Origin of the sequence: Anaerorhabdus furcosa, from assembly GCF_900167375.1 — a bacterium.
GTDB classification, from domain to species: domain Bacteria; phylum Bacillota_I; class Bacilli_A; order Erysipelotrichales; family Erysipelotrichaceae; genus Anaerorhabdus; species Anaerorhabdus furcosa.
Map to the genome: position 1 here is coordinate 187,744 of NZ_FUWY01000002.1, position 12,073 is coordinate 199,816.

Sequence of the window (12,073 nt, forward strand, 5' to 3'; positions counted from 1 at the left end):
ATATTGTACAAGAAAGTCAATGTAATTGCTTTAAAAATGACTTGGAAACGAGTACAATAATAGAATGAGGTGAAGAATATGACAGTAAAAGAAAATTTAGCAAAACTACGTAGTTTAATGAAACAAGAAGGAATTGACATCTATTACATTCCAACAGCAGATTATCATCAAAGTGAATACCTATCAGATTACTTTAAATCTAGAAAGTTTATGTCTGGTTTTACAGGCTCTGCAGGTACATTGGTAGTAACAATGAAAGAAGCAGGTTTGTGGACAGATGGGCGATATTTTGTTCAAGCTGCAAAGCAATTAAAAGGAAGTACGATTGATCTTTATAAAATGGGTCAAGAAGGAGTTCCTACTGTAAGTGAATTTATTGATAAGAAAATTCCAAATAAAGGTGTTTTAGGTTTTGATGGAAGAGTTGTTAATGCAAAGACAGCGGGAAATTTTGAGAAATTACTTGCAAGTAAAGCAGTTACTTTGAAAACCGATAAAGATTTAGTAGAACCAATTTGGACAGATAGACCTGCATTACCTGCAGAATCTTGTTTCCTTTTATCTGAAAAATATACAGGTGTAAAGATTGAGGATAAAATTAAACGTCTACAAAATGCAATGAAAGAAAAGAATGCAGATGTATGTGTTTTAGTTTCATTGGAGGATGTAGCTTGGTTATTAAATCTTCGTGGATTTGATATCGAAGATACACCGGTAGCTTTAGCTTTTGCAACAGTTACAAAAAACAAAGTGAATTTATTCATTGATAAAAAGAAACTAAATGCAGAAATTTGTAAAAAATTCTCAAGTGCTAAAGTATCAATCCGTGGTTATTATGATTTAGGTGATGAATTAGCAACTTACAAAGATAAGACAATTTTATTAAGTACTTCTACAATTAGTGCTTATCATAGATCGCTTATTGATCCATCATGTACTATTCTTGATGAAGCAAATCCAATTGTGATGTATCGTGCAATTAAGAATAAGACAGAAATCAAAAATATTCGTTTTTCACATGTTAAAGATGGTGCAGCTGTTACAAAATTCATTTATTGGTTGAAAAACAACATTGGTAAAATTGAAATTGATGAATTAACAGCAGGTGCAAAATTACATGAATTACGTGAAGCTCAAGATAACTTCATTGAAGATAGTTTTGGAGCAATTGTTGCTTATGGACCAAATGCTGCAATGATGCACTATTCAGCAACTGAAAAGAATCATGCAGTATTAAAGAATGAAGGATTCTTATTAGTTGATTCTGGTGGACAATACTTCGAAGGTACTACTGATATCACACGTACAATTGCATTAGGTAAATTAACTCAAGAAGAAAAGGTATACTTTACAACAGTATTGAGAAGTATGATTCGTTTAAGTAAAGTAAACTTCTTATATGGATGTACTGGAGCATCTCTTGATATTCTTGCAAGAGGACCAGTGTGGGATTTAGATATTGATTATCAATGTGGAACAGGACATGGTATTGGATTTGTGCTAGGTGTACATGAAGGTCCTCATGGTTTCCGCTGGTCAAATACAGGTACAGGATTTGGTGTTGTTCCTTTAGAAGAAGGCATGATTGTTACAAATGAACCAGGTATCTATGTACCAAATAAACTTGGAATTCGTATTGAAAATGAATTGCTTACACAAAAAGGTAAAAAGAATACATATGGTCAATTTATGCATTTTGATACAGTTACACTAGCACCAATCGATTTAGATGCTGTTTTACCTGAATTAATGACACAAGATGAAATTGATTACTTGAATGCATACCATGCTGAAGTATACAAGCAAATTAGCCCTTACTGCACACAAAAAGAAAAGACTTGGCTAAAAATCCAAACTAGAAAAATCAAATAAATATGAAATTGATTTCTTGGAATGTGAATGGATTAAGAGCTTGTATCACAAAGGGATTTCTTGATTTCTTTAACGAAGAGGATGCAGATATATTTTGTGTACAAGAAACAAAATTACAACCCCATCAAATTGAATTGGAATTGAAGGATTATTATCAATATTGGCATAGTGCTGAAAGAAAAGGATACTCAGGTACAGCAGTATTCACAAAAAAAGAACCAATCTCGATTCAAACTGATTTTGGAAAAGATATTTTCAATGATGAGGGAAGAGTACTAACTTTAGAATTTGATAAATTCTACTTAGTGAATGCTTATGTTCCAAATTCAAAAGAAGAATTAGCACGTTTAGATTATCGTATGGAATGGGAAGATGAATTAAGAAACCATTTAATCAATTTAGAAAAAAAGAAACCAGTAATTTATTGTGGTGACTTAAATGTAGCCCATCAAGAGATAGATTTAAAAAACCCAAAGACGAATCGCAGGAATCCTGGATTTTCTGATGAAGAGCGTGAAAAGATGACAACTTTACTTGGTGTTGGATTTATCGATACCTATCGAACATTATATCCAGAAGCAATTGAATATTCATGGTGGTCATATCGATTTAATTCAAGAGAAAAAAATACAGGGTGGAGAATTGATTATTTCATTACTTCAGCAACATTGAAAGATAAAGTAATGAGTGCCAAAATATACACTTCAGTCCTTGGGTCCGATCATTGTCCAGTAGGATTAGAAATTAATATTTAGTGAACCAAAAAGCGAAACGTGGTACACTTGATAAAACTAAAGAGAGGTCAAAATTATGGAAGTAAGAGAAAGAGTAGAAAAGCATTTAGATGAGATTCTGACTCATTTAAAAACATTAGTAAGCTATGATTCAACTATGGGTCAAAGTGAAGAAGGATATCCTTTTGGAAAAGTACCAGCAGCTTGTCTAAATAAAGCACTTGAAATTGCATCGTCTTATGGCTTCAAAACCGTGAATTTGGATAACTATATTGGTTATGCAGAAATGGGTGAAGGAAATCAAGTTATTGGAATACTAGGTCATCTAGATGTTGTTCCAGCTGGTGAAGGATGGAATACAGATCCGTTTGATATGGTCATCAAAGATGGTAAAGCTTATGGTAGAGGTACAACTGACGATAAAGGTGCGGTAGTCGCATCCATGATTGCAATGCAAATTGTTAAAGAAATGAGTGTACCATTAACAAAAAGAGTACGTTTAATTATGGGAACAAACGAAGAAAATGGTTCAAAATGTTTAGCACATTATGTTGAAAAAGAAGGCCATATTGATATGGGATTTACACCTGATGGATGTTTCCCAGGAGTACATGGTGAAAAAGGAATGGTTCGCGGACAATTCTATAGTAAAGCTACTAAAATTCATGACATTCAAGGTGGTGTAGCTTCTAATGTTGTATGCAATAAATGTACAGTTATCGTTGATAAAAATTCATTTAGCACAAAAATATTAGAAGACTATTTCAATGATAATGGAATTGAATACACAATAACTGATGGTACTGATACAGTAACCATTGAAGCAAGAGGTATTGCTGCACATGCAAGTATGCCAAGTCTTGGAAGAAATGCAATTAGTCATTTATTAGTTGGACTTAAAAAAGCAGGTTTTCAAGATCCATTCACTGATTTCTATAATGAAAGAATCGGTGTAACTACTGATGGTTCACTTTTAGGAGCAAACTGTGAAGATGAGTACGGTGATCTTACATTTAATGTAGGTGTGATTGCGAAGGAAGATGGTGTAATTAGTGGAACAATTGATATTCGATTCCCAGTTACAATGACGGTGAAACAAATTGTTGATAAAATGACACCAAATCTTGAAACAGATGGAGGATTTGTAAAAATTCTACAAACACATGAACCTCTATACTTCCCAATTGATAGTCCATTAGTAACTAAGTTACTTGAAGCTTATCAAGAAGTAACTGGGGATATGGATTCTAAACCACTAACAATGGGTGGAGGAACTTACGCAAAAGGAATTAATAACTGCATTGCGTTTGGATGTGAAATGCAAGATGTAGATAATCACATTCATGATGCAAATGAATTTATATCAATAGAAGCTTTAGTTGTACAAACTGAAATCTATGTGAATGCAATTATTAAATTATTAGAGAATTAGCTATCACTTTTGATAGCTTTTCTTTTATAATGAAAGAAAGAAAAGGTGATAAAATGGCAAAAGTAAAAGTAGCTTTGATGTATGATTTTGATAAAACACTATCTCCAAGAGATATGCAAGAGTTTACGTTTATACCCTCACTAGGCTATAAAACAACAACAGACTTTTGGAAAGATGTATCTAAGATTGCTAAAGAAAATAAAATGGATGCAATCTTAGCCTACATGTATATGATGTTAAAGAAGTCTCAAGATAATAGTAAACCTATTCGAAAACAGGATTTTAAGAAACTAGGAAAAGGAATTGAGTTTTATCCTGGAGTTTTAACTTGGTTTGAACGCATAAATGCAATAGGCAAATCATTAGGGTTAGATGTAGAACACTATATTATCTCTTCGGGTTTAACAGAAGTAATTGAAGGTACATCTATTGCGAATAAATTCAAAAAGATTTATGCCTGTAAGTTTTATTATGATGAAAATGGAGTTGCTAAGTGGCCATCATTAGTGGTGAATTACACAACAAAAACACAGTACATTTTTAGAATCAATAAACAAATTTTAGATGAAAATGAAGACCGAGCATTGAATCAGTATACAAAGGAAGAAGATCGCCCAATACCATTTAAACATATGATTTATGTTGGTGATGGCTTAACAGATGTACCCTGCATGAAATTGGTAAAAGAAAACGGTGGTAAATCAATTGTTGTATACAATAGTAAAGTAAAAGAATCAAAAGAGATTGCAGAAACACTAATTGAACAAAATCGTGCTAATTACATGTGTGCTTCTGATTACTCAAGTCACAAAGAGATGGAAAAGCTAGTTCAAAAAATATTCGAGCAAATGAAAACTGAAATTGAATTGGCAAAAATGGAAGGAATACGCTGATGGATAATGCTCAACGATTTCTTTCTGCTTATGCATCCATTGAAAAAAGTTTGGAACAAATAACGGGCAGAACAAAATATGTAAAGTTTTATCAACTTTTGCAAGAAGCAACTATTAAAAATAAATTTGCTCAAAAATATGAAATAGAATTACAAGAATATGCTGAACTTAGAAACGCAATAGTTCACCAAAGAGATGGTGTTGGTAAAATCATTGCACAACCTACGCTTGAAACTGTAGAAGAAATTGAGAAAATAGCAGAGTTACTAGATGAATATCATCCAGTTTCAAAATATTTTTTAAAAAAAGTATTAGTTTGTCATCTTGATGAAAAGATTTTGGATGTACAGAAGAGGATGCAAGAGAATAATATTTCAAAAATTCCAGTTTATGATAAACAGGGAATTGTAGGAATTTTAACTGTAGAATCTATTGCGAAGTGGGCTTGTGCACAACTTATAAGTCCTACAAATATCAGTACAGTCAATGATATTTATGAAAGTATTAATGAAAATGAAAAAGTGTTTTTTCTATCAAAAAATGCAAGTGTATATGAAGTTATCCGTATCTACAATACAAGTATGAAAAAAGGGCAACTTGTTCTTGCGATTATTATTACTGAAGAGGGCATTAAAACACAAAAACCAATCGGTATAATTACGGTTAAAGATTTACCAGTTATATTGGAATATTTCTAACAATTTAAAGCATAATATGATAAAATACTAAAGCAAATAGTTAGGTGGTTTAGTATGTTAATAAATATATTGTTTTTGCTTATTGGATTTATTGCATTGATTAAAGGCGCAGATTTCTTTGTGGATGGTGCTGCATCAATTGCTTCATTATTGAAGATTCCAACAATTGTGGTTGGATTAACTATAGTGGCTTTCGGTACAAGTGCACCAGAGGCAGCGGTTTCAGTTACAGCTGCATTAAATCATTCCAATGCTATTGCGATTAGTAATATCATTGGATCAAATATCTTTAATCTATTAGCAGTTTTAGGTATTACTGCAATTTTAGCAAAAGTACCAGTGCCTCATTCAATAATGAGAAAAGAATTTCCATTTTTACTGATTATTTCAGTTCTTATGGTTATATTTGTGGTAACAGGATTTTCACTAAATCGCATTGAAGGAATTATTTTTCTAGGTTTAATCATCTTCTATGTAGCTTGGCTAATTAAGGATGCTTTAAGTAATAGAGCGAAAATAGAAGTTGCAAAACCTGCTTTCAATCTGCCAGTTAGTTTGCTATTAATTGTTGGAGGTATTGCAGGGATCATCATAGGTGGGGATTTAGTTGTAAGCAATGCAAAAACAATTGCCTTATCTATAGGTCTATCAGAGAAATTAGTAGGCTTAACGATTGTGTCCATTGGAACATCTCTTCCAGAACTTGTAACCTCTGTTGTTGCAGCTAAAAAAGGAAATGTTGATATTGCGATTGGGAATGTCGTAGGCTCAAATATTTTCAATATCTTATTTATCTTGGGGTTGAGTGCTACAATTACACCAATTCCTGTAGAAATGGCTTTAATTACTGATTTAGCTGTAATGTTATGTGCAACAGGATTATGTTTCTTTATTGCTAAACTAAATTACAAATTAGAGAAAAAAGAAGGATATATCTTTCTTGTTATCTTTATTACATATATGGCATACATCATTATTAGAAACTAGGTGAATTTATGAAAGAACATGCATTACGATTAGTTTATGGGAATGATTTAAAAGAAGAATTACAAAATTATTGTAATGTGAATCAGATTGAATCTTGTGCAATTGTCACCTGTGTTGGTTGTGTCAATCAACTGCGGTTAAGACTTGCGGATGGCAAATCTATTCGTCAATGGAATAAGCAATTTGAAATAGTATCCCTAACTGGAACAATTGCAAAAGGAAAAGCTCATCTTCATTTTTCTGGAAGTGATATAGAGGGTAAATGTATTGGTGGACATTTACTTGAAGGAACATTAGTGAATACAACAGCGGAAATTGTTTTAATGGAATTGGATTCTATTCAATTTGATCGCGAATTTGATGAATCAACCGGGTACGATGAACTTATAATTAGTGCAAGGAATAATTGAAAACTTGGCAAAAAAGGCATACAATAAATTTATGCCGATTTAGCACAGGGGCAGTGCAATTCATTCGTAATGAATAGGTCGTTGGTTCAAATCCGACAATCGGCACCATGCAAAGAGAATACGATAGATATTCTATCGCAAAGCCTTTTAAATAGAGGCTTTTTTAATGCTTTTGTTCAAGGGGATAACTAAAAATCACATTGTATATTTTGGATAACTGACACAATTTATAAGTAGATGATGTTAATAATAGTTATTTCATTACTAATTTGCTTATGTAAGAGATAATTTTTATTTGAATCACTATTTTTAGTATTTAACTTAATGGATAATACTAATAGTTATCAAGATTTTTAAAGGTTATAATGTCATAGTATTTTAAATAGATATTGTTTCTAAAATTACTTGATAATAGTATTTAGTTCGTTAAAAATAGTTAGAATTATTATTTTGCTAATATCACATTAAAATAAAATATTAAGAATTAAAGGAGAAAAGAATGAAATGGAACTGTATTGAGTATAGCCAATTTTTGACTGAAAATGAAAGAAGTGAATTAACAATAAAAAAGTACTGCGCAGATATTGAAAAATATATTAAGTTCATTACAGAAAGAAATGAATATATTACCAAAGAGAATGTAATTCTATTTAAACGAAGCTTACTTGGACTCTATGCAGTCAGTAGTGCAAATTCGATTATAATTGCAGTAAATGGCTATTTAAAATTTATAGGATTATCAGACTATTGTGTTAGAGTTTATAAATTGCAGCGTTCAATATTCATGGATGATACAAAATCATTTGATAAGAACGATTATTACAAATTAATAGAAAAATCGAAGAAAGATAAAAATGAAAAAATAACCGAAATCTTGTATACATTTGCATCAACTGGTATACGTGTGAGTGAACTAAGGTATATAACGGTTGAAAGTTTAAACCGAGGAAAAGTTCAAGTGAATTTAAAAGGGAAGATTAGAGTTATTATATTAACGAATAACTTAGTAAAACGTTTAAGAGTGTATTGTAAAAAATTTAATATATTAAAGGGCTCGATATTTGTAACGAGAAATGGAAGAAATATAGATAGAAGTAATTTATGGCGATCATTGAAAAAGCTTGCTAAAGAGGGTGGAGTTGCGTGTAGCAAGGTATTTCCGCATAACTTTCGACATCTTTTTGCTAAGATCTATTATGAAAAACAGAGAGATATCGTACGACTAGCTGATTTTCTTGGACACAGTAGCTTAGAAACGACTCGTCTTTATACAAGTACTGGTAATATCAATGAATGTAGAGTAATGCTAGATGCAATATTTAAGTTTAGAGAATAAAAATACAACATAATTATCATTATGTTGTATTTATAATAAATTCTTTGCTATGACATCTTAACTATTTATATTTTATCATATAAAATTGTAAAAAAATAGTTTTCCAATTACAATTTAGATTGATTTAGTCACAAACTTAATAAAAAATGCAAATAAAAAATATCAGTGTTTAGAGAAATACTGATTTTAATCTTGATTTTCTATATGTAGTTAATATTTGTACAACATAATGATAATTATGTTGTTAAAGGAGTGATTGAATATGGGCGATGATTTACTAAATGAAATTAGGAGAATTACTAATGTTTCTGTTATCTCTGATTTAAGAATTGTGAAGAATGAAATTAGCTTCAAAAAATGCAAGTCATTACTTTTAGATTATAATCCCAGTCAATGGTCGTATGCAGTATCTTATATTGAAGAAAAGAAAATTGAATTTAAAAATATTGAAGAAGTAGATAAATGGCTTAATAAGTAGGGAATATGCAACATGAGAAAAGAAGTTTAAATTAAACTTCTTTTTTAATGAATCCTTTGAGAAGTGAATCGGCGGATACATTGTATAATTTTGATAATGCAATTAAGTTGGTTGTGCTTGGATCTGAAGTTCCATTTTCCCATTTAGAAACAGCTTGTCGTGATACATTTAGTGATGAAGCAACATATTCTTGAGTCATATTATTTTGAACTCTAGCATTTTTAAGAGCTTCGCCTAATGATTTATAGAAGTCAATGTCTTCTTTTTTTATCGATTTAGATTGTAAATACTTAATTAATGCACGGATAGTTAGAATTAGTATCGAGAATATCAATGCCCAAAATAAAATAAATAAAATAGTAAGTACTATTAAAATTGGAATACTAGCGTTCATGAGCGATTCCTCCTTTACAATCAAATTCTAACATACCTGGTAGGTTGCTTCTAGAAACTATTGCGCAATTATTTGTTGCAACATGAACATAGAATAAATTCAAAGTAGCTATTGACAAGTACAATCTACACAAATAGACTTATTATAAGAGTTACTATAGGGAGAGAGAAAGATGGACATCTTATTTACTGATTTATTAAATATGAGTATTTCAGCATCTGTCATAGCGATTGTGATTATCATTTTGCGATTAGCTTTGAAAAAATCACCGCGAATCTTTTCCTATGCATTGTGGGTCTTCGTATTGATAAGACTTCTTTTACCTGTTTCATTTGAAAGTTCATTTAGTATTTTTAATAATTTAAATTCGATGACAAATCATGTTGGGGCTCCACAATTTGTCAATTATCCAACAAATCGAAATATTCCTCTCGAATCAACGATAAGTGGGGAAAATTCATTAGCGAATTCAAAAAATGAAAATATAGTTGATAATAAGAACTTTGAAAATAATGAGCAGAATCCAAAGCCTGTAGAATTAAATAAAAAAGAATTTAACTGGAAAATACTTATACCAGTTTTTTGGATGATAGGATCCCTGGTATACTACATAGTATTAGTACTTCAAGATATTAAGTTGAGAAATAAATTGAAATTCGCAATTCATTTGGGTGGGAATGTTTATGAGTGTGATGAAATTGATATTCCTTTCTTATATGGGATTGTTAAACCTAAGATTTATGTTCCACCTAATTTAGATGAAACTCAATTAATAAATATAGTTACTCATGAATCCATACACATGAAACGATATGATTATATAGTAAAATTCATATCAACTCTAGTTTTAGGTATTCATTGGTTTAATCCAATACTTTGGTTAAGTTACTACTATATGTGTGAAGACATGGAGATGTCTTGTGATGAAGCAGCATTAAGAATACTGGGCATGAAAAGAAAGAAATCATACGGTAAGACATTAATTGATTTATCAGCAAAACCTTTTACGACAACACTCGCATTTAGTGAAAACAAAACAGAGTCACGAATTAAAAATTTATTGAATTACAGGAAACCAAAAGTTTGGTTTACCATACTCGCTTTTCTAATTATCTTTCTATTCATGATTCCGTTAGTAAGTAATCCAATTGCCTATGGGCAAGATTACAATAGAATTAAGGAAACAGTTGCCTATGAAACAGTGGAAGATGTAAAACATTATTCGTTTGAAACGAATAAAAAAGCAATAGATAATCGATATAGTCTTTCATTTACTGAACAACCGAATTATCAATTACTAATAACTGCAATTTCAAAGAGTAATGATTCTAGAAGTTATTTCCTCTATGATACAGTTGTGGATAAAGTAGTTAGTACATATTTTGATGTAGATAGCGATGTATTGGGGAAAAAAACGGTTGATACAATATGTTCAACGGCAAACAATTCCTATGTGGACTTAGTAGTTTTCTCAAAACTTTATGAAGAAGGTATCAATTACAGCAATAGCAATGACAATGTTATTAATACTATTACAAGTATTCCTGAGTTTGCGGGGAGTGATTTGCACTACATTAATGTAGATCGTGAAAGAATACTAATACAATATTCAAGTAACGGACAAAATGGATATATTTTGTATAATGAAAAAACAAGATTAATAGAAAAGACATCAACAACGTTAACAATTGATAAAGAGCGATTATTAGAAATTTGTGAAATGATTGTAGAATACAATCGACAAGATGTAGCTTTTACAAAAAAATGCGCAGTACTAGAGAATAATAAAATTAGTTGCCCAAATAAGGAATATACGATTCCAGAAAACATAAAAACGATTTTTCCTTTGATTGAAGGTAAAATAGAGACTAAGAAAAATGATATTTATATGATATCGACTAGTTTAGAAGGAAAACAAGCAGTAATGGCGATAGGTCCTGGAAAAGTAATTGATAGTGGACAAGATGAAAGAGGCTATTATTTTGTCATTAATCATGAGGGTAATGAAGTATATTATGGAGGATTAACCAGTGATGTTTGGAATCAAGTAGGAGATTCTATTTCATCTGGTAGTCAATTAATTGGATATATTGATACAGGATTATTGTATTTTGGAGGTCCAAGTATTGATGAAGAAATGACGATGTACTTTGTGAATCAAGAGAAAAAAATAAATGTTATCGAAAAAAGTGAAGTAAGTTACTTTATAACTGATGAACAATTTGCTGCAATTGAAACATTATTTAAAGAGAATAATCCGTATACAGAATACAACAAAAGTGAAATAAAAGTAGAATCAATGATGGCAAGACCTGGGGAAAGAAAAGATATTATGGTCACTGCTCAAGTTAATGATTTTCCAACGTTGGCGATTAATCAAAGTACAAGCGAAGATTATTTTCTAATTGATAAAGCTTATCTTTTTAAGAACATTGAAAATAATGTTGCAGGCAATCACAAGGTGGATTATTTAATTAGTATAAGCGAAGGGCAATATTGGCCAACTTCAGATCCAATAATGGTTTCATTTCGAGTAGATGATGACAAGTTCTTTGATGGATACTATAATTTTGGGTCTAAAACGTTTTATGAAGGTGAAAATACTTCAACTTTATCAACATTTGATGAAAATATACTTGCGGCAATTGGGAAACTTATTGATAATGAATGTCAAAAAATAGTGAAAATCGATAAGAAAGTTAATGAACTTGTAGTAGAAGCGATACGTATTATTACAGAAAATGAGAATTATACAAATTATAATCTACAAACATTAGAAGATTTATTTTAAACAACTTGAAAAAGTTGTTTTTTTAGTGCATTTGGTAAATAGATTTTA

Annotated in this window: 11 protein-coding genes and 1 tRNA gene; 11 read left to right on the top strand and 1 reads right to left on the bottom strand. The window is 30.7% G+C overall.

What is annotated here, in order from left to right:
• Nucleotides 1-78: 78 nt before the first annotated feature.
• The 10 genes from B5D14_RS04030 to B5D14_RS04075 all read left to right on the top strand — a co-directional run bounded on the left by B5D14_RS04030 (nt 79) and on the right by B5D14_RS04075 (nt 8,840).
• Nucleotides 79-1,872, top strand: a complete 1,794-nt coding sequence (locus B5D14_RS04030; protein ID WP_078711313.1) for an aminopeptidase P family protein — start codon at nt 79-81, stop codon at nt 1,870-1,872.
• Between the two features lie 2 nt (nt 1,873-1,874).
• The gene (locus B5D14_RS04035; protein ID WP_078711314.1) at nt 1,875-2,627 is read left to right on the top strand and encodes an exodeoxyribonuclease III; all 753 of its coding nucleotides are present in this window, start codon (nt 1,875-1,877) and stop codon (nt 2,625-2,627) included.
• Nucleotides 2,628-2,682: 55 nt separating this feature from the next.
• Nucleotides 2,683-4,038: a Sapep family Mn(2+)-dependent dipeptidase gene (locus B5D14_RS04040; protein ID WP_078711315.1), complete on the top strand. Its 1,356-nt coding sequence runs from the start codon at nt 2,683-2,685 to the stop codon at nt 4,036-4,038.
• Between the two features lie 53 nt (nt 4,039-4,091).
• On the top strand, nt 4,092-4,931 hold the full coding sequence (locus tag B5D14_RS04045) for an HAD family hydrolase (protein WP_078711594.1): 840 nt from the start codon (nt 4,092-4,094) through the stop codon (nt 4,929-4,931).
• A complete protein-coding gene (locus tag B5D14_RS04050; protein WP_078711316.1) occupies nt 4,931-5,629 on the top strand; it encodes a CBS domain-containing protein in 699 nt (232 codons plus the stop codon). Before B5D14_RS04045 ends, B5D14_RS04050 begins: the two co-directional genes overlap by 1 nt.
• 54 nt (nt 5,630-5,683) lie before the next feature.
• Nucleotides 5,684-6,616 carry a calcium/sodium antiporter gene (locus B5D14_RS04055; RefSeq protein WP_078711317.1) on the top strand — a complete coding sequence of 311 codons (933 nt, stop codon included), beginning with the start codon at nt 5,684-5,686 and terminating at the stop codon, nt 6,614-6,616.
• 8 nt (nt 6,617-6,624) lie between these two features.
• On the top strand, nt 6,625-7,026 hold the full coding sequence (locus B5D14_RS04060) for a PPC domain-containing DNA-binding protein (RefSeq protein ID WP_078711318.1): 402 nt from the start codon (nt 6,625-6,627) through the stop codon (nt 7,024-7,026).
• Between the two features lie 33 nt (nt 7,027-7,059).
• Nucleotides 7,060-7,134 (top strand) — tRNA-Thr (locus B5D14_RS04065).
• 391 nt (nt 7,135-7,525) lie between these two features.
• A complete protein-coding gene (locus B5D14_RS04070; protein WP_078711319.1) occupies nt 7,526-8,362 on the top strand; it encodes a tyrosine-type recombinase/integrase in 837 nt (278 codons plus the stop codon).
• A gap of 262 nt (nt 8,363-8,624) precedes the next feature.
• Entirely contained in the window at nt 8,625-8,840 is a 216-nt protein-coding gene (locus B5D14_RS04075; protein ID WP_078711320.1) for a hypothetical protein, read from the top strand.
• Between the two features lie 31 nt (nt 8,841-8,871).
• On the opposite strand, the gene B5D14_RS04080 is transcribed toward B5D14_RS04075, so the two are convergent.
• Nucleotides 8,872-9,234, bottom strand: a complete 363-nt coding sequence (locus B5D14_RS04080) for a helix-turn-helix domain-containing protein (protein ID WP_200804754.1) — start codon at nt 9,232-9,234, stop codon at nt 8,872-8,874.
• A gap of 172 nt (nt 9,235-9,406) precedes the next feature.
• On the opposite strand from B5D14_RS04080, the gene B5D14_RS04085 reads away from it, so the two are divergent.
• The gene (locus tag B5D14_RS04085; protein ID WP_078711321.1) at nt 9,407-12,025 is read left to right on the top strand and encodes a M23/M56 family metallopeptidase; all 2,619 of its coding nucleotides are present in this window, start codon (nt 9,407-9,409) and stop codon (nt 12,023-12,025) included.
• Nucleotides 12,026-12,073: the final 48 nt, after the last annotated feature.

Coding starts and splice junctions, on each gene's coding strand:
- B5D14_RS04030 (WP_078711313.1), top strand. CDS start 79: ATGACAGTAAAAGAAAATTTAGCAAAACTACGTAGTTTAATGAAACAA.
- B5D14_RS04035 (WP_078711314.1), top strand. CDS start 1,875: ATGAAATTGATTTCTTGGAATGTGAATGGATTAAGAGCTTGTATCACA.
- B5D14_RS04040 (WP_078711315.1), top strand. CDS start 2,683: ATGGAAGTAAGAGAAAGAGTAGAAAAGCATTTAGATGAGATTCTGACT.
- B5D14_RS04045 (WP_078711594.1), top strand. CDS start 4,092: ATGGCAAAAGTAAAAGTAGCTTTGATGTATGATTTTGATAAAACACTA.
- B5D14_RS04050 (WP_078711316.1), top strand. CDS start 4,931: ATGGATAATGCTCAACGATTTCTTTCTGCTTATGCATCCATTGAAAAA.
- B5D14_RS04055 (WP_078711317.1), top strand. CDS start 5,684: ATGTTAATAAATATATTGTTTTTGCTTATTGGATTTATTGCATTGATT.
- B5D14_RS04060 (WP_078711318.1), top strand. CDS start 6,625: ATGAAAGAACATGCATTACGATTAGTTTATGGGAATGATTTAAAAGAA.
- B5D14_RS04070 (WP_078711319.1), top strand. CDS start 7,526: ATGAAATGGAACTGTATTGAGTATAGCCAATTTTTGACTGAAAATGAA.
- B5D14_RS04075 (WP_078711320.1), top strand. CDS start 8,625: ATGGGCGATGATTTACTAAATGAAATTAGGAGAATTACTAATGTTTCT.
- B5D14_RS04080 (WP_200804754.1), bottom strand. CDS start 9,234: ATGAACGCTAGTATTCCAATTTTAATAGTACTTACTATTTTATTTATT.
- B5D14_RS04085 (WP_078711321.1), top strand. CDS start 9,407: ATGGACATCTTATTTACTGATTTATTAAATATGAGTATTTCAGCATCT.